Consider the following 22,487-nt stretch of genomic DNA (forward strand, 5'->3'; position numbering starts at 1 on the left):
TCTACCTTCTCCTCTGTAATGCGATCATACATCCCCGGCTGCTGTTCCGTAATCTGCAATTGAGTATAATACAATACGGCTGACACGCAGTCTGCCGTGTCAGCCGTTTTTCCTTACTCTAAATACTCACCTGTGTGGTAGGTATTATACTGTTTTCTGATCTTTACAGTAATAACACCATGACCGTTATCCTGGAAATCATCAATGACATACTTCGTATTCTTGGCATCCAGCTTTTTCAGGTACAAATCGTACTCTGCTTTCACTTCCTGGGATGTAAATGCCTCAAATTTGATGGTCTGAGATAAACATGCGCTTGTGATCCTCTTCATGGTAAACGACTTCCTTTTCTTTGATTTAATGTAACTGTTCAGTACCCTCACAGTTACAGACAAAAATCCATGCAAAATCGCCTTTGGCGATGGGATTTTTGCTTGGCCGTGATGCACTTTCTTACGGTCAGCGCAGTGAATGCGCAGACCTACTGAATAGTTACGATTTAATTTCATTTTACCACTCTAAAGATTTTCATGTAAGCATTTTTTCGTCAGTTATAACAATTTCAGCACATATGACAAGTATATTTTCGTCATTATTTGTGTATTTTGTACATATCCCATTTTGCCCCACTGAGTCATTCCTCTGACTAAACCATATATGGTATCTGAAGCCCATCCTCTGTCACGCCGCTCTCTTAGTTGGCATCTCCGACTTTGGCAGGACTTTATCGTGTCTGTGCATATGGAGAAATGTCCCCAAAAGAATATAATAGATGTAGACCGCACACCCGTTGCTGTATCTGTTTATAGAGAAAAACGGAAAATACACCTGGTTTGTATCACCAAATCCCATCATAGCCAGCACAGAGTTCAAAACCATCATAACAAATGCGACCAACACACAGGTACATGTAATATTGCAGTATTGGTTGGTCAGTTTTCTGATATCATGCAGCATCCACAGAAATACACCCGCTAAAAGCAGTATCACCAAAAGGATTCCCCAAATACCGGCACTGCCGAACATTCGCATCAGGATTCCCGGTGTGTCATCCAGCTCCATATATGCCCGTATACTGCGCATGACCAAGTGGTCTTTGAATCCTTTATATATGATTCCGACTCCAATGAGGGACAGCACCGCAGGAACACTCCAGATCTTTATGAGGAACTCCCGTCTCTTGATGTGAAACCAGCCTCTTCGCACTGCAATTGTGAGAATCAATACATGGGTCAATATGATTAAAAATGTATAAAAAAATTCCCCTGAAATTACGCTGAAGAGACACACGAGCCCGGCAATACCCAAAAGCCGGTGTACTTCACCATATCCCCCTCTCCGATAATAGAAGGTCAGCACCCCAAAACCTGCGGCTGTACTGAACAGCATACTCTGATATGCGGTGTCTGTAAAATAAAACCCGGTGTCCTTGATGGGGCCGTTGAAAATACTCAGCACTAAAAACACACCGCTGAGTATAAAAAAGAGCAGCCAAAGCTGATATGGCCTGGAAAAATATTCTTCCCTGTACTTTCCAAAAGCAAACAACAGCAGGAAGAAAATCCCCATTCCCCGCCACATGATCAGATTCCTTACCATCACATCACTCATACTGCTGCCAAAATACGCGATCATCAGAACTATGATCAGCAGATCGAGCCCTATAAAAAACAGCAGAAGCTTCACATCCAGCCGTGTCCTGTGCACCTTATCAAGCGCTATCCCCGTCTCCACCGGGTCACCCATCTCTTTTACTGCTCTTTCCACTGCTTCTTCCCGGCTCATCCCCTTTTTTTGAAAATATTCCGTATCCTCCTCCATATGCCCCAACAGTTCCAGTCTGATATCCTCCCAGATACTTTTACAGTGGATCTGCTCTTCCACAAGTTTCAGATATTCATGAACCTTCATAGGCCGGCCCTCCCAGTACGCGTCTGACTGCCGTCTCGTATGTCTCCCACTCTTCCTTTTTCCCGTCCAGATGTTTGTGGCCTTTTTTTGTGATCCTGTAGTATTTCCTGATCTTACCACCGGCTTCCTTCTCATAGGATTCCAGAAATCCCTTATCCTCCAGCCCGTGTAGAAGAGGATAAAGCGTTCCTGCCTTCAATTCAAATACATTCTGAGATCTGTCCCTCAATGTCTCTATCATTTCATATCCATACATTTCCCGCTCTGAGAGAAGCTGAAGGAGCAGAAGTGTTGTGCTGCCTGACAGCAGACTTTTATCCAATTTGTTTGATTCCATCACGGTTCCTCCTTTCTGGCAGCCCTGCTCTTTTCAGCGGCGAAAACGCCTCCCGGGGCAGTGGCCTGTGAACGGTTGCCCCACGGTCTCCCATTCCAAATATTCATTTTCTGAACAAGGTGCTGATCAGAGCGATCACAAATATAGGGACCCACACAAAACAGATACCGCATAATACCCGCATTCCGAAAGTCAAACCGGAATCTGCCAATAGCCCCATCCCTATGCCGGCCGACAAAAAGCTGAAGCATAAGGCTGCAATACTCAGTATGATCTTTCCTCTCCTGGTTTTCATAAACATCAAACCCCCTTCTAAAAATCCGGAACTAAAACAAAGTCCCGATCATGCCTCCAAAACCCACTGTATAGATTATCTATATATCGTTCATCTATATAATACTACCATTCCTTTCCTCTGTAAAGACTTTCTGTCAGCTTTTTCAAAATATATGTTACTATCCACAGCCCTGCAAAAAACGCAGTTCTGAGTTCTGTAAACAGTAACACACTTCGCGATGCACAGATATGGAACATTCTGCCCCATATCGCGCTGGCTGCCTCGGGATTTTCATGCGCAAGCGCATAAAAACACCTCGCGGGACAGCAGCCGTGAATAGTAACAAATATATAACTTTTTTGCTGTGGTTCACAGACCAATACATTGCCAGACATTTTTTATTTCAGTCTGTTTTTCCTGTATCCCAGCGGTGTATCCCCCATTTTCTTTTTAAATTCCGTAATGTAATAGCTGACCGTACTGAATCCCGTCATCTCCGCCACCTCCGAAATGTTTAAATCTTTCTTATCCAAGAGCTCCATGCTCCGTGACAGCCGGTATTCCAGCAGATACTCCCATGGTGTCATATGTACCATCTTTTTAAAAAACCGGCAGCACTCCCCTTTGCTGATATGCGCAGAAGCCGCAAGCTGATCCAGTGTGAATTTCTCCCTGTAATGTTCATGCAGAAAATTAAGGAGCACTGCTGTCCGCTGCTGCTCCTGTTGGCTGCAGTCAACTTTCCCGCTGCTGTCGGACAAATTTTCACATAAAGACAGCCATAACCGCTGCAAATGCGTACATATACACAGCTCCCTATGTTCCGAAATCTCCTTGAACCCGGCAAACAGGCTTTCCAAATGCGCCGCTGCCTCCCGCTCCCAGGATTTCCCCGTATCCGCAAAATGATAAAAAGGCTGCGCTGCTGCAAATGTCCTGTAATATTTCTCATAAAAATAACTGCCTTTATACCCATACAGCAGAACCGGGTCAAAAATAACGGTACGGTATCTGGCTATCTTCCCTGTCCCCTTCTTTACCATGTGGAGTGCATGAGGCAGGATCAAAAATACGTCTCCTGCCCGCAGGCTGATCTTCTTCTCCAAAACCTGTACCTCAGCCTCCCCCTCCAGGATCTGGGAAATCTCCACTTCCCTCTGCTTGTGCCAGTTCACAAAATTGTTGGCATACTCATCCAGATCATCATAGAAGATTTCCGCGGGAAAAGAATAGGTGCCAAATGAAAGCGTAGAACAAAGCTCTTTGTCGACCGGAATACATTTCTCTGCCATACATATCCTCTTTTCATCAATATATTGTAATTTTTAATAGATATTTTTAAAGCTTTTTGCAATAAAAGTTAATATAATTATATCTATAAACGTATATCTGCACAAGGAGACAACATTGAAAATAAAAGATGATTTTCTCAAATCCTTGATCTTTATTACTTTTCCAATTGTATTGCAGAGCCTGCTTACCACAGCTGTGGGTTCGGCTGATGTTTTAATGCTTAGTTATGTCAACCAGACGTCCCTCTCTGCCGTTTCCCTTGCCAATCAGGTACAATTTGTCCTGAATCTGGTGTATGTAGGGCTGCGGACAGGGACCACTGCCATGACTGCCCAGTATTGGGGAAAACATGACACTGCCTCCATCCGCCGGCTCACCCTGGTTGTACTCCGCTTTTCCATGGGTGTTTCTCTGCTCTTTTTCGTTCTGGCCTTTTTTATGCCTAAACAGCTTATGCATATCTTTACCTCAGAGCCGGATCTGATACAAACAGGGGCCCAGTATCTGCGGATCATAGCTTTCGCCTATCTCTTTATGGGCATGTCGCAGATTTACCTGTGTATTCTGAAATCCATCCAGCAGGTGGGAAGAAGCGCTGCCATTGGTTCTGTCACACTGACTGCCAATGTTTTCTTAAATGCTGTATTTATCTTCGGTCTATTCGGTTTTCCAAAACTTGGTGTGACCGGAGTTGCCATAGCTACCGTCATTTCCAGGGCAGCGGAGCTGGGCCTGTGCGCGCTGGATGCAGGTATGATCAAGAAAATACATCTTACGCGGGATGATTTTCACGATGCGGGCAGTGTTCTCACAAAGAATTTTCTCCGCTATTCCCTTCCTGTCACTGCGGAAGGCTTTGTATGGGGCGGTGCCACTGCTGTCCTCTCTGCTATTATGGGACATCTTGGCTCTGATATCGTGGCTGCCAACTCTGTGGCTTCCGTAGTACAGGGACTTGCCACAGTGGTATGTTTCGGTTTTGCGGAGGGCGGTGCTGTGCTGCTGGGCAAGGAGCTGGGACGGAGTAATTATAAAAAGGCTGAGACGGATGCCTCAAAGCTTATGAAGGCTGCCCTGATAAGCGGCCTGGCCGGTGCTGTGCTCATGCTTCTTTTGAAGCCTCTGGTGACAGGAATCGTCCGCCTCTCCCCCCAGGCCCTGACAGACCTGAACAGCATGTATCTGCTGCTGGCTTTAAACGCCGTACTTTCCTCTTTCACCAACACGGCCATCTGCGGCATTTTCTGTGCCGGAGGAGATACGAAGTTTGGTCTGTACTGTGATTTTTTTGTAATGTGGTGTTATTCCGTACTGATTGGACTGTTTCTGGGATTCGTCTGGAAGCTCCCTCCGGTAACGGTTTACATAATAATGAACCTGCATGAGCTGGTCAAGACGCCATTTGTCCTGAAACATTATAAGGGCAAAAAATGGCTGAAGAATATAACTATTTAACAGTTCAGACAAGCTGAACCGTTACACATCCAGCCATTAAAAATCGCTTCGCGATGGGCTGGATAAAGCTGGCACTACTTTTTCATACGGTCAGCGCAGTAAATGCGCAGACCTGTCTGAACTGTTACAACTATTTAACAACAAGGAGGATATATCCCATGACAATGGAAGAAAGAAAAGCAAAAGGACTGCTGTGGACAGATACCCCGGAGGCCATGGCTGCCCAGGCAAGAGCGCGGGGGCTGGCCTATGATTTTAACCACACCAGACCCGACGAAAAAGAGAAGAGGATGGCTTTGCTGCCGGAAATCTTTGGTTCTGTAGGGAAGGATGTATGGATTGAACCGCCCCTCACCCTGGCATTCGGAAAAACGGTTTCCATCGGAGACAACACATACATCAACTCCAATCTGACTTTAGTGGATGACTATAAGATAACAATAGGCAAAGGCGTACTCTTTGCCCCCAATGTCACCATAAGCACAACAGGACATCCTGTGCATTATAAACTCCGCCCCCACGGGGAAATGTATTCCTTCCCTGTCACCATCGGTGATGACGTATGGATTGGAAGCGGCGTGATCATCATGCCTGGGGTTACCATTGGGGACCACTCTGTCATTGGTGCCGGAAGTATTGTGACAAAAGATATTCCCGCAGACTGCATTGCTGTGGGAAACCCATGCAAAGTGCTGCGGGAGATCACGGATGACGATTTGATCTACTATTATAAAAACCGAAGGGTGGACGAGGAAACTTCAGAATGATCACCGAACACACACTGCCTGCCAGCATACAGCCTGCTGTCCCAAGCAGCATATCCCTGTCACGGTAGTCAAGGGCCTGGGTTATGAGTCCTTTCATATCCCCGGCCTTTTCTGCTGCCAGTCTGGAAAAGAAAGAAAAGTCTGACCAGGCTCCGGGTATATAATCATCAGAAAAATGAAAACTCAGCAGCACTAAAACGCCAATTCCTCCAATCACCAGCACAGGAAAGCAGATACTGCAAAGTTCCTTTATCCAGTCCTTCCATGCTGCATTACGGTAAACACGGCGAAGCCCGGCAGCGGACCTGACAAATAAAACCCACAGGGGGGCCATGAGGAACAATCCCCCCAGCCCGCTGAACAAATCCCCTTCTGCTCTTACATCCGCAGTTCCCGGAAGCAGTCCCAAGAGCATCTGCTCCGCGCTGGATGCCGGCATATTTCTATACTGCACCTGTACCCTGCTGTATAAAGTGCCGCTCCCTCCCTGTATGATGCAGACAGCCTCACTGCTGTCCAAAATCCCTCTGACCTGATATTGTTTTCCTGATACTTGTATCATTCCCCCCGTTTCATCCAGATTGAGCTTCTGTGCAAGTGTTTTACTGACCACACATCCGGTATTGTCACCGTCACTCACCAGACTTCCCTCGCACAGTTTTCCGGGCATGATCAAATTCATATTCCCCGCTGCCTTGATCAGCTGTACCTTTGCGCTCTGTCCCAGAGACGTATTGACTGCGTTTACCTCCTCAGGCGCTTTCCACAGTGTCATATCCTTTATATATTTTCTTTCATCTTCTCCGGCATTCTGCCACCAGGTCTCCATCTGTTCCCTGGTCACATATGTGCTGCGGTACACAAGTCCCAGTTCCCCTGCTGCGTGTTTCCTCAGACTGCTGTAACAGGAGGTCCCCACTCCCGCAAAGAATATCAAAACGAAGATCACCAGAAGAACGTTCATCTCTTTTTTTCTCACTCTAACCGTACCTGATTTCCCTCCTCCACATATTTACTGGATTCTGTTATGATAAGGCTTTTACCGCTTAAAGCTGACTTTACGGCAGCGTATTTATCATCTTTATCCAAAACTGTTACCGGTACAGACACGGCAGTGTAAACCTGTCCCAGAATCCCATCTCTTACCTCTGCAGTCAGTACATAAGTCTGTCCCTGTACCTGATGCAGACTGCCAAGTGGTATCACCTGCTCATAAGAACCTGACTCCCTGCTTGCTTCATAAGTAAAGGATGTGCCGGTTTTTAACTGCTTTTCACCCACCTGTCCATACCAGACCATTCCGCCTGTATCTGCCTGGTCTGCTCCTTCCTGGGATGGCGTCTCCTGGGCAGAGACCTGTTCAAATCTCTCTGCCTTAACTTCCAATGCCTCTGTATTTCCCGAAAGCTTTACGTTTATTTTATCGCCTTCCTGTATTTTCCCCACATCCGCCTGATCAATAAATCCTTTTACCTCTGCGGCCTGTGATGCGATGACGATCTGTTCTGTCCCCGCAGTCACAGCACCCTCTGTCACACCTGCAGATTGGAAAATACCGGCGGCTGCCGCACTTACGATCCCCTCCGCATTCTGAATATCTGTCAGTTTCTTAAGTGCTGCCTCAGCGCCTTCCATATCTACCTGTATCCCCTCCACCGTGAGGGAGTTTGATCTTTTCTTTTTTTCCTCATTCTGCTGGGCGTTTGCCTCATTTTGGCTGGCCAAATTGTACTGCTCCACTGCCTGGTTATAAGAAATGGCCTGGCTGTTTAATGTGTCTGCAGCACTCTGCATTTTATCTTTTGCAGCCTGTACCTCCTGCTCCCACTGTTCATATTCCCCGGCCCCGGAAGCATTGCCACTTTGGGGTGTTTCCCCCGCTGTATCGGAACCTTCTCCCTGGTCACCGGACAGGCCGCTGTCCTGTGCCTGGCCGCTGTCCTGTGCCTGACCACTGTCCTGTGCCTGGCCGCTGTCCGCTGCCGGAGGATCATTTGCCAGACTCTCATACTCTGCTGCTGCCTGATCATAATCTGCCTGGGCCTGTTGCAGCAGTATTTCCGCATTGTTCAAGGCGATCTGTGCCTGAGCCGTCTCCGGCGTGCGGGCATCCTCCTGTCCGGCCAGCTTCTGCTGTTCAAGCTGCAGTTTCAGCTTTTCTATCTCCCTGTTCTTTTCCTCTATTTTTTCTGCCAGATAATCCATATCCAACTGTACCAGCGCCTGGCCTGCCTCCACTGCGGTCTGAGGTTTCACAAGAATTTTCTTCACCTTCTGTCCCTCCGGCAGAGACTGGCTGTACTGCTCTTTCGGCGTTACCGTTCCGCTGCCTGTCACAAGCTGGGTCAGCACCCCTTTCCCCACCTTGGTAGTCTTTACCTTGGCAACCGTTATGGAGGAGGCTGCCCTTGCAGCCACAGTACAGCACAGCATCAGCACTAAAAAATATATTACTGCTTTTCCCGCTTTTTTTCTCATAACTACTCCTTTAATCCCGATGCCACGATCCCCTGCTCCAAATATTCCTGTCCCCATAAAAAAATAAGTACCGCCGGCAGCATCATCACAATGGACGCTGCAAAGGAACTCCCCATCTGGTCCGTAGTGATCTGCGGAAGATAGAGGGAAAGAGGCAGCTTTGATTTTGTCTTCAGAAATGTCATGGGTGCCTCAATGGCATTCCAGTATTCCAGAAAATTAAGAAGCACTGACGCCATAATGCCGGGCAGCCCCAGCGGCACCCCCACATGCAGAAAAATCCTAAACTGTCCGGCCCCGTCCACCATGGCTGCCTCCACAAGGGCATCCGGGATGGAACGAAAGAACTTCTGCATGATAAATACGGGAAACGCCGAGAAGATCCCTGGCAGGATGATTGCCGGGTGGGTATCCATAAGAGACAGTTCCGAAAGTACCAGATAACTGGATACCATGGTAACCTGGAAAGGCATGATCATCAAAATCATATATAATAAAAATAATATCCTGCGTCCCCGAAAGCGGTACCTGCCAAACGCCCACGCTGCCGGCATACCGATCAGCACCTGTCCGATCAGAATAGGCACCACCTGCTTAACGGAATTCCAGAACATAACAAAGAAATCCGGCGAATCCAGCAGAAGTTCCACATATGGCTTCAGGGTTGGATAAACGGGAAGCAGTTCCAAACGGACCGCTTCCGTACCTCCTCCCAACACTCCGCCGTAAGATGCTTTCAGCTCCTCAGCCCCCATAAAAGAATTGGGGAGCATGACAAGCACAGGTACCCAGAACAGAAGGCAGAATATGGTCAGCACTGCTGTTCGCACTGTCTTTTTCTTATCCACGGTCCTCCTGCCTTTCATTCCACCATTCCACCAATACCAGGATCACACTCACTGCAATTGCCATCAAAACCGCTGCAGCACTCATTTTTTGTATATCCAGCTTTGTAAACCAGTTGTTGAACAAATGCTGCAGCATATATATACTTTCATGGGGATAATCCCCTGCGATCAGATACGCCTCCCGGAACACCCGGAACGCATTCACAAAGGACAGGACCCCAATGAGAAAGACACTGCTTTTCATCTGCGGCAGCGTAATATAGCGAAAGCACTGAAATGCACCGGCGCCGCTGACTCTGGCCGCCTCGTACTGTTCCTCCCCAATAGCGGACAGAGCTGCGATCCACAGTACAATATCGTACCCCATATTTTTCCATAAGTAAGAACCCACCAAGATCCAAAAAGCGTACCCCGTATTCATCCAGTCCTGCCCTGTCAGATGCAGTGTTTCCAAGATCTGATTGACCACGCCCTTCTGGTCAAACAAAAGTTTCCAGAAGACAACAACCGACGCCACAGGGATTGCCATGGGCAGGAGAAATCCTGCCCGCAGTATCCTGGCAAACCCGGTGATACTGTTTAGGAAAATAGCAGCCAGAAATGACAATCCCAGAAGCAGAGGCAGGCAGATGCAGAGAAAACGCACCGTATTGCCAAGGGCCTGCCTAAAGGCACTGTTTTCCAGTACCTGCCTGTAATTATCCACCCCTACAAACAGTCCTCCCACTGCCTGGTAAAAGGAACGGCGTATCACATCCCCGAAAGGCAGAAGGACGAAGACCAGCAGACCCAGCAGACTGGGAGCCAGAAATGCATATGCTGTTTTATTCTGACAAATAGGTGTCCATTTTCTGGACAATGGCTTTTGCCGCTTCCGCAGATGTCTCTGTACCCTCATAACATTTCTCCATTTCCTCCAGGACCGTGTCAAACAAAGTCTGGTTTGGAATAAACGGCTGATCCAGCGTGCGGATCAGATCCAGATAGGTCTGCACCGACTGTCCGTCAACATTTCCATACTCATCCATGACATCCTCCCCTGTTTTTGGATCTTTATAGGAACTGCTAACCTTATCTTTCTGTGCTGCGTCCGTGTCTGCATATGCTATCATATTATTGAACGCACTCTCCGTAACAGGAAAACCGTCCCAGGTCTCACTGCCCTGCACATCATCAGACATCAGTGCTTTGATAAACAGTTCAGCCGTTTCCTGCTGTTTGGTTGACGCATTGATCCCTGCTATTGTATATGGAACATAGTAATTTTTGACTGCCTTTGGTTCGATTCCCGCTTTCTTGATACTATAGACCGGATACATCATACTGCTGTATCCCTGCAGCTCACATAACGTCACGTTCCCGTCTTCATAGCCGGTAAAATATCCTGCAGAGAAATATATATTCCGATCCTCCGTGTCTCCAGGATCATATCCATAAGCTTCTTCCAGACTCTGTGTATCCATGTTTTTGCAGATCTGCAGATAGTCATCTATAAACTCTGCCATCTTCTCTTCATCAATGCTTCCATCCTCTTTTACAAGTTCCTCATACATGACAGCAAGTAAAGTCTCTGCAGCATTGGTGTGTACGGTATCTCCCAGTACCTGCGCCTCCGGATTTTCACCCAGGTAAGAAGTCAGTGCCTCAATACTCTCAAGCACCTTGCCGCTGTCATCCTTGGAAGCCATGACCGGCAGTCCCATACGGGCCGGAAGTCCGTAAACCTTTCCGTCTCTTTCCATAGCTGCTGCCACATTCTCCAGCATACCGCCGTCTTCTACCAGCTCCTCTTTCAGGCTGCTGATGTCCGCAAGAACTCCTTTTTCTATGTAGGAATCCACCGGCAGACTATCTAAGATCAACACATCGGCTCCGTTTCCGCCCAAAAGTTCTGTATTCAGATTGCGGATATCATCGGAGCTTGGTTTTTCGTATTCTCCCACTGCATAGCTGTAATCTACCCTTACGTCAGGATTCTGGGTCTGGAACAGACTGATGGCCTGCTGTACGGTCTTATTTTCTTTTAGCCCATAGACCGTAAGCGTGTTATCCGCTGAGACCGGCATATCCTTATTGTAAGTATAGCGGGCCATGAACAGGCCTCCTTTATCGTACTCATTATATAGAGCATAAAACTCATCATCATCCCCGCTAAAGAATGATACAACGCTAATTCCCGTAGCTCCCATCTTTCCATAGGAACCGTCAAGCAGGGTCTCCATAAGATCCCCTGTCTCCTGGAAACGTACAATCCCGCCTTCCGTCAGACAGTACCATGTTCCGTCGGCACCTGGGGCAAGGTTAAAGGATTCTCCTTTTTTTGTAAGCGCTGCACTGCCTGTCTCCGAATAATCATCTGTGTTATAAAAAGTAATACTTTTTCCATCTTTTGCTGTCACAGCCAGCCTGTTTTGTGAGGTGCCGATGGTGTTCTGGAAGTTTGACATCATTGGTTCCATATCAGCAGAGAAGACTTTTTCTCCATCCTTATAGATTTCGGCTTGTCCTGTACTGCCGTTTGCCACACACAGACTTCCGTCTGCCAGTGCGTCCACATCAGTAACATTAGCAGCATAACCATTTTCATCAGCCTTTGTAAGGTTTTCAGGGGTAACATCTTCCCATGTATCGCTATCCTGGGTATTCTTAAATATATGCCCTCCATAGGGCATCGCTTCCGTTGGGTTTGTCGGTGTCCCCATTGCGTACACACTCCCATCCTGCCCATACCCCAGATAATTCAGAAAAAAATCAGAGCCCATGGCAGTCAATCCCGCGTCCTCCTGGGCCTCTGACCATTGTCCATCCTGATATTGATAGGAATAATATTTTGTACCCGAATCCTGGCTGGCGCCCGAAGTATACAAATGGAGTATCCCATCCTTTTTATATGCACCCAGAGGGGTTTCCCCGTCCTGTACAGGCGGCTTTAAATCCTCTTCCACATAGCGCCCCATAGCTTTTTCCTGGTCATCTTTCTTTCCGCTGCCTGTTTCCTTTTTTTGGTCTCCGCATCCGGACATCAGTCCTGCAGCCAGTACAAGACCCATCCCTGCGGCCAGTATTTTTCTCCATTTCATTTATGATAACTCCTCTCTGCCGGTGCTTCCGGCCCCTTCATCTACCAGAATACCAGGAAAATCTCAAAAAGACTTTTAAGAACCCCAGGAATTTTTAAAGATTTTTTTGAGAAATGAATGGTATAATAATGGTAACTATTCAGTAGGTCTGCCCATTCACTGCGCTGACCGTAAAAAAGCATTCCGCAGCCAAGCAAAAATCCCATCGCCAAAGGCGATTCTGCATGGATCTTTGCCTGTAACTGTGAAGGTACTGAACAGTTACTAATAATGTTATTGTTGGCAGAACTGCGCTTTTTGCGGGTCTTTGAATAGTAATATACCAATTGCAGCAAGATAAAAATGTATGTAATAATGGAAAATGATTGCTGCAATAAAGAAAGGAATTATTTTTAATGCGGATTTTATTGATAGAGGATGACCAGGAACTTTGCCATGTGCTGAAAATTTCTTTAGAAAAAGCGGGATACCAGACAGATATCTGCCTGACCGGAGCAGACGCGCTTTATTATGCACTGCAGCCTGTCTACAACTTGATCATTTTAGACCGGATGCTGCCGGGAATGGATGGGCTGTCTCTTCTAAAACTCATAAGAAGTAATGAGATCACTACCCCCGTCATCCTGGCAACAGCCATAGATGCAGTGCCGGAAAGGATTGCAGGGTTGGACTGCGGAGCCGATGATTATATTGTAAAGCCATATGACATTGAAGAGCTGATGGCCCGTATCCGTGCACTGGTCAGACGCCCCCAGCCGATTGAAGACCACCGGAATATGGAATACGGAGATCTGGTGTACAATACCACAACACTGAAGCTGACCTGCGGGGCCTATACCCAGCAGCTTTCCCGCAGGGAATCCATGCTGATGGAGTATTTTATGCAGAACCCGGAGCAGACTATTTCCAGGCAAATGCTGTATTCCAGGGTATGGGGACCTGACGGGGAGGTGGAGGACGGAAATCTGGATACTTATATTTATTATCTCCGCAAAATACTGAAAAAACTGAAAAGCCGTGTCCAGGTCGCAACCGCACACGGCATCGGTTACCGATTGGAGTGTCCGCCATGCTGACTACCTTCCGCAGACGTCTGACCCTGCTCTTTGCAGGAACCACCAGCCTGATCCTGACTGTCATTTTCCTGATCGTCTGGGTATACCAGAACCATCTGTACCAGGCCCAGCAGGAAAACCTGTTCCAGAACTATCTGCTGGAACTCTCCAATAAACTGGAGGCAGATATCAATTTCTCAGACAACTGGCTCGCTGTGATGGAGGCAGACAATAAGCTGATCATTCATATAGAAGAAAATACTATCCCCCTGTTTTTTCCCGGTTCCTGGGAACCCGCCACCAGCCGGCAAACACTGATTGAAAAGGCTAAGAAGCAGGCATTGAATGAAAACGTGGATATCAGCCGCCGTCCGCTCTCCAACTCCATGCAGAAGACTTCCGTAATGCATATCCAAGGAGAAGTTGGGGACACCTATCAGGCAATCGTCATACAGATGCCCGGCAGCAGCGTTTACAAATCCCTGGTGCTGCTGCAGGATATCACAGAACTGGGGGAAAAGGGCCTTTCCCTTGGAGTCTTCTTTTTACTGCTGGACCTGGCCGGATTCGCGGCCCTTTATCTGACTGCCCGGCTGATTCTCGGGCGTGCTATGAAGCCTATTGCGGAATACCAGCAGAGACAGACAGACTTTATATCCGCCGCCTCCCATGAACTCCGTTCTCCCCTGTCTGTCATCCAGACCAGCGCCTCTGTCATAGAGGAGAATCCTGAGCAGGCAGCCTCCATGTCAGGCATTATACGGCGGGAATGCAGCCGGGCGGGAAAACTCATCCGTGACCTGCTGCTTCTGGCCTCCTCAGAATCGGGAACCCTCACAAAAAAACTGGAGGAAGTGGAGGCAGATGCCCTGCTGCTCAGGCTCTTTGAATCCTTCGAGACTGTATGCCGGCAAAAGGGCATTTCCCTGCAGCTTCATATGCCGGATGACATCCTGCCCCCTGTTCTCTCTGATCCGGCGTACTTATACCAGCTATTATCCATCCTGCTGGAAAATGCCATGACTTACGGAAAACCCCTGTCAGGGGAGAAACCTGTGATCGAGCTGGCAGCCTGTCAGTCCGGACGCCACATCACCTTATCCGTCACAGACCATGGACCGGGCATCCCGGATGACCAAAAAGAGGCTGTATTCCGTCGTTTTTACAAAACAGACCCCTCCCGCAGCAAGAAAGAACACTTCGGACTGGGGCTGTCCATTGCCAGTGAACTGGCCCATCAGTTAAAATGCCGTCTGATACTGCTGGATACTCCCGGCGGCGGCGCATGTTTTCAGATAAAACTCACAAAAACGGGAACCGGCAATCCCTAAAAGGTGCATCACACACCGAAATGCCGGTTCCCGTTTTTCCGCGCCCGTTTGGCTGCTTAGCAAGATCCATGAGATTCCTCATGCAGGCCATGTTGTTCTGCTCTTCTACGGTCATTCACAGGAGCCAGCCATTTTTCCAAAATCTCATTGAGTTTTTGTATCATAATGGGCTTTGCCAGAAAGCCGCTGAAGCCTTGGGCCTGGAACATAGCCTGGGCACTGCTGGAAGCGTTGGCCGTAAGCGCCACCACAGGAACACTGCGGCCGCGCTGGTCTGGCAGGGTGCGTATCTTTTTCAGCGCCTCCGTGCCGTCCATACCGGGCATCATGTGGTCCATGAAGACTAGATCATATGTCCGGGCCAAAACAGCATCCACTGCCTCCTGGCCGGAGTGCGCACAGTCCACCTGCATTCCGTAAGGCTTCATCAGCTCCTCCGCGATCTCCAGGTTCAAAGCATTGTCATCCACCAGCAGAACCCTGGTATACGGATAACCGGAAAGGCTGTCCGGTGACGGCGCTGCCCCGGATGCAGGTCCGGTTTCTGCCAGCTTTTTCAGTAATGCCGGGCACTGTATCCCAAAGAGGGGCACAAACACAGTCAGATCCTGTGCCTGCTCTGACATCAGTGTATGTTCCTGTATTTTCAGCAGGGTTATCACAAATACACCCTCCGGTACCTTCCTGTGTGCCAGTCCGAGGACCGTGTTCCTGTCTGCCATGGCATATGGATACCTTCCGCTCTCCAACTCCTGTTCAAACTCTTCATATACCGCGCAGATCTTGTAGGGCACCTGCATACAGTTCAGACAGCCGGCATAATATTCCTCCATAAAAGGCTCCTCGTCTAATATGAGTACGCCCTTGTCCCTTGGATACTCCTGCTCCATAAGAGGCCTTCCGCCCCCATCCCTCTGCATGATACTGGCTGTAAACACAGAGCCTTTTCCATATTCGCTCTCCACCCGGATCTCTCCGTCCATCATCCTGCACAGAGCACCGGTGATCACAAGACCCAATCCTGTACCTTCCCCGCTGCGGCTGTATTTGGTGTCGATCTGGCTGAAGCTGATGAATAGCTTGTCCATATCCTGTTTTCTGATACCAATCCCCGTGTCCTCTACTTTCATGGTAACCCGGGTCCTGTCGCCCTCCCGGCGGCAGCGGATCGTAAGCCGTATGTACCCCTTTTCTGTAAATTTGACGGCATTTCCCACCAGATTCACTAAGATCTGTCTGACACGCGTAGCGTCCCCTGTAAGGCAGGCCGGCACGGATCGGTCCACATCGATCAAAAAGCGGACCGGCTTATCCTCCAGTTTTATGGCAGCCATATACATCAGGTCATAGAGGATTTCCTCTGGTTTATATGCCTCACTTTGAATCGTAAATTTCCCGGACTCTATTTTAGAAAAATCCAGAACATCATTGATGATGGCCAGCAGTCCTTTTCCCGAATTCAGGATACTGCGCACATACTCCTTCTGTTTCTCGTTCAGCGCGCTGCGCATCAAAAGCTCTCCCATGCCCACAATGGCATTCATGGGGGTCCGTATCTCATGGCTGATATTAGCAAGAAACTCTGACTTTGTCTCTGCCGCATGTCTCTGGCTCTGGGATACCGCCCACAGTACAGCCGCTGCTGCGAGAAGTGCCAGGAACACGATCCCGGCTGCAACACTGATCGCTGCCAGTTCCCTGGTCAGAAGGTCTGTCTTGGCAGTAATGGCCTCTTTGGAGACAATATTGACAACTGTCCAGCCATTCATCCCCAGAGGACAATAATAAGCATACCGGCTGGTCCCCAGCTGCTCATACAGGATCATGCCGGACTTCCCTGCCCTCATATCCGCCTCTGTGCGGGAAAGACTTGCTCCCTCCTTGATCTTGGCATTCTGCAGGACACGGAAAAAATTGTTGTAATCCATACTCTTATTGTGAAGGACCAGATTGCCCTCTGTGTCTATGATATAGGAGTACCCTTCTCCCCCGTAGCTTTCTATCCCCAGCACTTCCTGAAGCCTGGATGCTTCCAGCATGGCAACCAGAACACCTGCCGGTTTCCCGGACCCATCCTTAAAGGGGACGCTCATCATAATACCGGATACTGCCCGGTTTGTGAGGATGTGTCTAACAAGACCGCTGATCTTGCTCTCTCCCTTCATTGCCGACTGAAAATAAGCCTCATGGGAGATATCTCCGTCCCTGGAAGCTTCTGTGGCCCACAGCATGCCGTCCGCCTCCGCGTATCCCACATAGGCAAACTTATGTCTCTTTGCCATATCCTGCAGATAGGGCAGCCTTCTGTCCTCCGGTATGGCGAGCAGCGCATTTCCGGCTGTCTCCAGGGACACCTGGGTGTCCTGTACCACATTTTGTATATAAGATACAATATGGTCAGCAACCTCTGCCAGGTGTGCCTGGTTTTCCTCCTTGATGGTTTGGTCAAATTTTTTGATATAGCTGAAGGCAAAAGCTGAAAACAGCAAGATCACGGCCAGCAAGGCTGCCCCTATGGTCACAAATGTTATCCTTTTCCGGATATCCGTCTTCTTATTCCCCACGAGATTTCCCCCTCGCCTTATTTGCATTTTAGGCGCTCCTGTCTCAGCGCCTCCATCTTCTCCAGGCATTCCTCTGCTGTCTCCTGCTCCCCGGCATCCATATATTCCAGGATACAGGAGGCATCCATCTGGGAGAACCCGCGAATCCGCAGCCATGCGGTGGAATCCCGGTAATGCCGTTCGATTAGGCGTTCTGCCTCAAGATACTGGGGTGTAGAGATACTTGCCACCTGGTTTTTAAACACAGGAGCTGTATATATGCCTTCAAATACAGCATTATAATTATAAGGGTCTGCCAGAAATGTGATAAAATCCAGCGCAGCATCCAGCCGTTCACTGTTCTTATTTACTATAAAGAGGCCAAGGTTTGGACCTTCAAAGGTACCCTCCTCAGGCACCCCCACAAAAGCAGGCATGATTCCGAATCCGGAGGCATCCCCTGTGAAATCTGTATACAGCCAGGTATCCCAGCACAACATCATGGCATATTTCCCGCTGTTCATAGCCTCATCCATACCGCCCCAGTCATCACTCCGGTAAGTCACTCCAAAATATCCCTTTTCAGCCATGGTTTTATACCACTCTGCAACCTCCTTCATCTGCGGCAGACTGTCATATCCCAGGCTGCCCTCATTGAGTCCGTTCAGAATGTCCGCGTCCTCCACCAGGTAATCCATAGGAAACTGGTACAGAAGCATGGAAATCTCTTTTCCCGGCAGATACAGCGGAGTGATCCCATGTTGAAGGAGAGTTTCGCAGACCTGCATAAACTCTTCCTGGGTCTCCGGGATATCCAAATGGTATTTCTCAAAGATTTCTTTATTGTATAAGGTGCCCGATACGGACGCCTCCCAGTGAGGGAGTCCGATCACCCTGCCGTTATAAACCGTCTGGTTTATGGAAGTGTCCGTCAGGTCATCCACCCAGACAGCATCCGTAAAATCGTAAAAATTTTCATCGGGATGAAAGGCCTCAACATTGGTCCCTCCGTAACTCAGCAGGATATCGGGCTTTTCAATTTCCCCGGCCACGCTTGACAGTACCTGTTGTTCAAACTCCTCCTTGGGGATCTGTACAATCTCCAGTTCATTGCCGGTGAACTCCCTGTAGCGGTCAAAGGCCTTAGTGAGGTAAGTGCGCTCCATCTCCGGGTAGATCCCCCAGATGACCAGCTTTTCACCGCTTATGTCTCCCCACTCATACTGCGGCTTGTCAAAGGCTGCCTCCGCCTTCGTGTCAGTCTGCTGATCCCCACCGCATCCGGACAAAACTATGGCAGAACATAGGGCTGCCAGAACCGTTTTTTTTATTTTCATTTACCTGTTCACCCCGCTCCTGCGCTGCATTAAAACCTGAATTCATTTTAACATTTATAGGGGCAAATGTCGATACAAGTCTCCGGAAGGACTAAAAAACAGACCCACGGGAAGATGCTCCATCCGTCCGGTAATACTTATCATGGGCCGTCTGTAAACAAGGTCCGGCACACTTAGTCTTTATATGCTACCGGGTACTTGTCACATATTTCACGGTATAAAAAGCATCCTTCCCTATGGTCATTTATCATCCCGCAGGCCTGCAGATGAGAATATACGGTGATGGAGCCCAGGTATTTAAATCCCCTTTTCTTTAAATCTGCACTCACCGCATCGGACAATTCATTTTTAGCCACCCATTCGTTCTGGTGGCTTCTGTATACAAAGGTCTTCCCCTCTGTCCAGGACCATAGATATGTATCGAAGCTGCCGAATTCTTCAATGATCTGCAGAAACCGGTTGGCATTGTTGATGACGGCCTGGATCTTCCGGATGGAACGGATCATCCCCTGTGTGTCCATGATCTCCTGGATCTTGTTGTCATCATACACGGCTATTTTCCTATAGTCAAAGTTGTCAAAACACTGGCGGAATATGTGCCGCTTTTTCAGCATCATATTCCAGTTCAGTCCGCACTGCATGACCTCCATCATAAGGAACTCAAACTGTTTTCTGTCATCATGAAGGGGGATTCCCCACTCTTCGTCGTGATATTTTTGTAAAATCCCGTTATCCTCACACCAAGTACATCTCTCACCCATACGTTCTCCTTCTCTACCTCCTATTGGTTTATACCAGATTCCTTTGGAATAATGTCCTTTCCGCATCGACAGTATACAGTAGTATTGTATCACATTTGCATGGTTTTGACGTGATATTTTGCAGAAATTGACTGGTTCTCCATTCGGTCAGAAGCGTAACTTTACATGTACAGAAAAATATCACCGGTAATTTCTCCTCCGGTGATATTCTCCCTGCCCGCTACTGATCACTTGCTTCTGCCAGTTCTTTTATGGAAATTTCCTCTGTGGTATCCCTGTATTTCACCGTGATCACTTCCTGCCCGGTCAGTTCCACTTCCTCCCCGTCTGCACCCAGTATGGTATTGCGGTCCAGGAATGTATAACCGCAGGATACCCCCCTGTTTTCCGGCAGATTTCCTGTCTCGTCATAGTGTTCTATGATCTCAAAATCATAATCCCCATTCTTCTCTGCTGTCAGGGTAAGTCCCTGAAGTTTTGGCTGAAACTCCATGGCAACAATGCCATTGTCCGCTTTTTTGTAAGTCATCTCTACATCCTTGGATGATGCCAGTTTCTCCCCGCAGGCCTCCTCTGCCAGCTCTTTCAGGCTGAGCTCTTCCGTCTTATCTCCATACTGTATCTTCAGAACATCCTCATTTGAAATCTGCTCTTTCTTTCCCTCCGGTGTAAGCACTGTCTCCTCATCCACAAAGGTATAGCCGCAGTAAGCGTTTCTGTGGATTGGTTTATTTAAAGGGTTCACTCTGGCGGCCCTGACTGTTATCACGTTATGGTCCCCCGGTTCCGTCTCGGCGTACAGACGAATATTTTTATCTTTTGGAGCAAAGCTGATCGTCACTATTTTTCCAATGTATTCCTTTGAAAGCTTTACATCCCCGGCCTTCACATTCCAGCTCTTACCATAGTAATAGGTGATACCTCCAAAGACAAGGGCACAGATAAGGATTGTCAGCCCCACTGCTTTCCAGAGGAACTTTTTCACCTTTTTAAACGGCTTTATGGCTCTCTTATTTGCCTGGATAACATCCGGTTTCTGCACTTCCTGCTTCATCTCATCCATGTATTCCCTGCACTCCCTGCAGCCCTTCAAATGCTCCTCAATCGCTCTGTCACTCTCCCTGCTGGTCAGCCCGTCCACATAACTGGGAAGTAAATCCCTGATAATCTCACACTTCATAGTCTTACCTTCCTTTCACAATTTTCTGCTTTGCCCTGTAAAAAGTCACACGCGCCCAGTTTTCATTTTTACCGAATATCTCTCCTATTTCCTGAAAAGAAAAAGCACCCGTTATCCGCAGAAGGACCACTTCCTTTGCAGTCTCATCCAGTATATGCACCTTTTTAAACACGTCCATTTTCTCTTCCCTGATACAGAGTTCATCCTCCGGCCCGGCCTTGTCGGAAACCATACTTTCCTCCAGCATGGATGTTCCCTTTCTCTTTCTCTTGTCCAGCTCCCGGTACCACAGGTGTTTTGCGATCTGACAGAGCCAGGTAGACACCTTACAGGTCCCGTCGTATTTATGAGCTGACTTCACTGCCTGGTAAAAAGTCTCCTGGGTCAGCTCCTCCGCTGTACACGCCTCACCGCACAGGGTCATCAGAAAACGGAATATGGAATCTGCGTATTCCCTGTAAATGACATCCATGTCTAACATCTTTTCCTCACCTCTCTTTACTCATATATCCGGGAAATGGAGATTTCGTTACAGAAAATGTGAAATTTTTTCTTTTTTGATTATATCATATTTTGAGGACGTAAAAAGCACCTTGTATCTTTTGATACAAAGTGCTCAGACTGTAGACAAACTACTTTTTTTAATCTACTAATACGAATTTACTTGATATATGCTTCTACAGAAATTGACTCATTTTCAGAGAGAACTTTAAGACGTCCCCAGTCATAAAGCAACATGTTCTCTTCATCTGTCCCCGTAGAAGTGGACTTATAATGTGCTATCAACTCATTATAATCACCTTCATTTGTATCATTAAAAATAACACTAAAATAAGCATCATAATCGTTCTCTTCCGATGAAGTCCCCTTTGTATAGAAGGCATTACCTATAGTACCAACTGATTTCTCCAAAATATCGGGGATTTCATCTTTTTTAATATTGGGAAATGTATCACTCATAGTGTCATTTCCTTGACAGGCCGTAAAACTAAGTGCCATAACAATGAAAAGTAGGAATGTAATAATATGTTTCGTAGTGAGTTTCATTAAAGGATTCTCCTTCTTAGTTTCACATTATACTTAGTAAAAACGAGACAGATGTAACTACATTTGATATAATATGCGCCAGTATTGAAAATCTAATATTTTTCTTTTTTTCCACCCAATAGTATAAAGGTATCATCATCAGAACTCGACTAATAAAATACCACGGTGAATAAAAATGATAAACAGAAAATAATACCGCACTTACTACTGCTGCCTTTATAGGTGATAAATTTATACGTGGTAAGAGATATCCGCGAAAATATAACTCTTCAAATATAGGAGCAATAAATCCATTTGCGATTATACCCAATAAGCCTGTCAGGATCAGCTTATCTTCTGAAAACGTAGTAATATCATAGCTACCCATTATATATTCTGTTGGCACAAAAGAAAAAATATTATCCTGTATCATTAATTCTAATGGTTCCATTAATGCACTCACCAAAAGTGCCCAAGCTGCCATGATCAAAGCAAATACAACGTATTCTTTTACAGCTGCCTTCTCAAGATAAGGGAACAGCGTTTTTATATTGTAAGTCCCCGTTTTTTTCTTAGTAACATACAGTAAAATTCCCAGTTCTACCGGCACCAGCCCTATAATATCCGTAATATACATTGCTGTATCATTAGGAAATCCATTTTTAGTTACTAGGTGTACGATCATGATATAAATTAGTATTATTACAACACCCGGAAAAAGATGCAAGAATACTGAATTTGTCATTGTATGTTTCTCTAACTTGATATTCACATTTTTCTCCTGAAGTTCCGATTTTCTTAATTATAT

Annotated in this window: 21 protein-coding genes; 4 read left to right on the top strand and 17 right to left on the bottom strand. The window is 47.3% G+C overall.

The window, feature by feature from the left end:
- Positions 1–113: 113 nt before the first annotated feature.
- The 5 genes from CI595_RS17510 to CI595_RS17535 all read right to left on the bottom strand — a co-directional run bounded on the left by CI595_RS17510 (position 114) and on the right by CI595_RS17535 (position 3,817).
- Positions 114–332, bottom strand: a complete 219-nt coding sequence (locus CI595_RS17510; RefSeq protein ID WP_095174924.1) for a protein pyrBI — start codon at positions 330–332, stop codon at positions 114–116.
- A gap of 349 nt (positions 333–681) precedes the next feature.
- Positions 682–1,911 (bottom strand): permease prefix domain 1-containing protein, encoded by a 1,230-nt coding sequence (locus CI595_RS17515; RefSeq protein WP_095174925.1) that lies wholly within the window; start codon positions 1,909–1,911, stop codon positions 682–684.
- Positions 1,898–2,248, bottom strand: coding sequence for a PadR family transcriptional regulator (locus CI595_RS17520; RefSeq protein ID WP_095174926.1), 351 nt, complete (start codon positions 2,246–2,248; stop codon positions 1,898–1,900). Before CI595_RS17520 ends, CI595_RS17515 begins: the two co-directional genes overlap by 14 nt.
- 103 nt (positions 2,249–2,351) lie before the next feature.
- On the bottom strand, positions 2,352–2,543 hold the full coding sequence (locus tag CI595_RS17525; RefSeq protein ID WP_147737740.1) for a hypothetical protein: 192 nt from the start codon (positions 2,541–2,543) through the stop codon (positions 2,352–2,354).
- Positions 2,544–2,923: 380 nt separating this feature from the next.
- Positions 2,924–3,817 (bottom strand): helix-turn-helix domain-containing protein, encoded by an 894-nt coding sequence (locus CI595_RS17535; protein ID WP_095174929.1) that lies wholly within the window; start codon positions 3,815–3,817, stop codon positions 2,924–2,926.
- A 115-nt stretch (positions 3,818–3,932) separates the two neighbouring features.
- Between CI595_RS17535 and CI595_RS17540 the strand changes: the two genes are divergently transcribed.
- Both CI595_RS17540 and CI595_RS27195 read left to right on the top strand, forming a co-directional pair.
- Entirely contained in the window at positions 3,933–5,273 is a 1,341-nt protein-coding gene (locus CI595_RS17540; protein ID WP_162291911.1) for an MATE family efflux transporter, read from the top strand.
- A gap of 158 nt (positions 5,274–5,431) precedes the next feature.
- Entirely contained in the window at positions 5,432–6,040 is a 609-nt protein-coding gene (locus tag CI595_RS27195) for a maltose acetyltransferase domain-containing protein (RefSeq protein WP_095174931.1), read from the top strand.
- Here CI595_RS27195 and CI595_RS17550 read toward each other — a convergent pair.
- The 5 genes from CI595_RS17550 to CI595_RS17570 are packed head-to-tail and all read right to left on the bottom strand — an operon-like array spanning position 5,976 to position 12,446.
- A complete protein-coding gene (locus tag CI595_RS17550) occupies positions 5,976–7,019 on the bottom strand; it encodes an ABC transporter permease (RefSeq protein ID WP_095174932.1) in 1,044 nt (347 codons plus the stop codon). The genes CI595_RS27195 and CI595_RS17550 overlap by 65 nt on opposite strands.
- Positions 7,016–8,518 carry an HlyD family secretion protein gene (locus CI595_RS17555; protein WP_095174933.1) on the bottom strand — a complete coding sequence of 501 codons (1,503 nt, stop codon included), beginning with the start codon at positions 8,516–8,518 and terminating at the stop codon, positions 7,016–7,018. The genes CI595_RS17550 and CI595_RS17555 overlap by 4 nt, the downstream gene beginning before the upstream one ends.
- Positions 8,519–8,520: 2 nt before the next feature.
- Positions 8,521–9,384 (bottom strand): carbohydrate ABC transporter permease, encoded by an 864-nt coding sequence (locus tag CI595_RS17560; RefSeq protein ID WP_095174934.1) that lies wholly within the window; start codon positions 9,382–9,384, stop codon positions 8,521–8,523.
- Positions 9,359–10,264: a carbohydrate ABC transporter permease gene (locus tag CI595_RS17565; protein ID WP_243135198.1), complete on the bottom strand. Its 906-nt coding sequence runs from the start codon at positions 10,262–10,264 to the stop codon at positions 9,359–9,361. Before CI595_RS17565 ends, CI595_RS17560 begins: the two co-directional genes overlap by 26 nt.
- Positions 10,191–12,446, bottom strand: coding sequence for an ABC transporter substrate-binding protein (locus CI595_RS17570; RefSeq protein ID WP_095174936.1), 2,256 nt, complete (start codon positions 12,444–12,446; stop codon positions 10,191–10,193). Before CI595_RS17570 ends, CI595_RS17565 begins: the two co-directional genes overlap by 74 nt.
- Positions 12,447–12,841: 395 nt before the next feature.
- On the opposite strand from CI595_RS17570, the gene CI595_RS17575 reads away from it, so the two are divergent.
- The gene (locus tag CI595_RS17575; protein ID WP_095174937.1) at positions 12,842–13,522 is read left to right on the top strand and encodes a response regulator transcription factor; all 681 of its coding nucleotides are present in this window, start codon (positions 12,842–12,844) and stop codon (positions 13,520–13,522) included.
- Positions 13,516–14,832, top strand: a complete 1,317-nt coding sequence (locus tag CI595_RS17580; protein ID WP_095174938.1) for a sensor histidine kinase — start codon at positions 13,516–13,518, stop codon at positions 14,830–14,832. The genes CI595_RS17575 and CI595_RS17580 overlap by 7 nt, the downstream gene beginning before the upstream one ends.
- Before the next feature lie 56 nt (positions 14,833–14,888).
- On the opposite strand, the gene CI595_RS17585 is transcribed toward CI595_RS17580, so the two are convergent.
- The 7 genes from CI595_RS17585 to CI595_RS17615 form a co-directional block, all read right to left on the bottom strand.
- Entirely contained in the window at positions 14,889–17,396 is a 2,508-nt protein-coding gene (locus CI595_RS17585; RefSeq protein ID WP_162291912.1) for a hybrid sensor histidine kinase/response regulator, read from the bottom strand.
- Positions 17,397–17,413: 17 nt separating this feature from the next.
- Positions 17,414–18,712: an ABC transporter substrate-binding protein gene (locus CI595_RS17590; protein WP_095174940.1), complete on the bottom strand. Its 1,299-nt coding sequence runs from the start codon at positions 18,710–18,712 to the stop codon at positions 17,414–17,416.
- A gap of 173 nt (positions 18,713–18,885) precedes the next feature.
- The gene (locus CI595_RS17595; RefSeq protein ID WP_095174941.1) at positions 18,886–19,473 is read right to left on the bottom strand and encodes a DNA-3-methyladenine glycosylase I; all 588 of its coding nucleotides are present in this window, start codon (positions 19,471–19,473) and stop codon (positions 18,886–18,888) included.
- A gap of 220 nt (positions 19,474–19,693) precedes the next feature.
- Positions 19,694–20,653 carry a zf-HC2 domain-containing protein gene (locus tag CI595_RS17600; RefSeq protein WP_095174942.1) on the bottom strand — a complete coding sequence of 320 codons (960 nt, stop codon included), beginning with the start codon at positions 20,651–20,653 and terminating at the stop codon, positions 19,694–19,696.
- Between the two features lie 4 nt (positions 20,654–20,657).
- The gene (locus CI595_RS17605) at positions 20,658–21,134 is read right to left on the bottom strand and encodes an RNA polymerase sigma factor (protein WP_095174943.1); all 477 of its coding nucleotides are present in this window, start codon (positions 21,132–21,134) and stop codon (positions 20,658–20,660) included.
- 179 nt (positions 21,135–21,313) lie between these two features.
- Positions 21,314–21,700, bottom strand: coding sequence for a hypothetical protein (locus CI595_RS17610; protein WP_095174944.1), 387 nt, complete (start codon positions 21,698–21,700; stop codon positions 21,314–21,316).
- A gap of 22 nt (positions 21,701–21,722) precedes the next feature.
- Entirely contained in the window at positions 21,723–22,451 is a 729-nt protein-coding gene (locus CI595_RS17615) for a CPBP family intramembrane glutamic endopeptidase (RefSeq protein ID WP_095174945.1), read from the bottom strand.
- Between the last annotated feature and the right edge of the window lie 36 nt (positions 22,452–22,487).

Source organism: Blautia hominis, from assembly GCA_002270465.1.
Taxonomy (GTDB): domain Bacteria; phylum Bacillota; class Clostridia; order Lachnospirales; family Lachnospiraceae; genus Blautia; species Blautia hominis.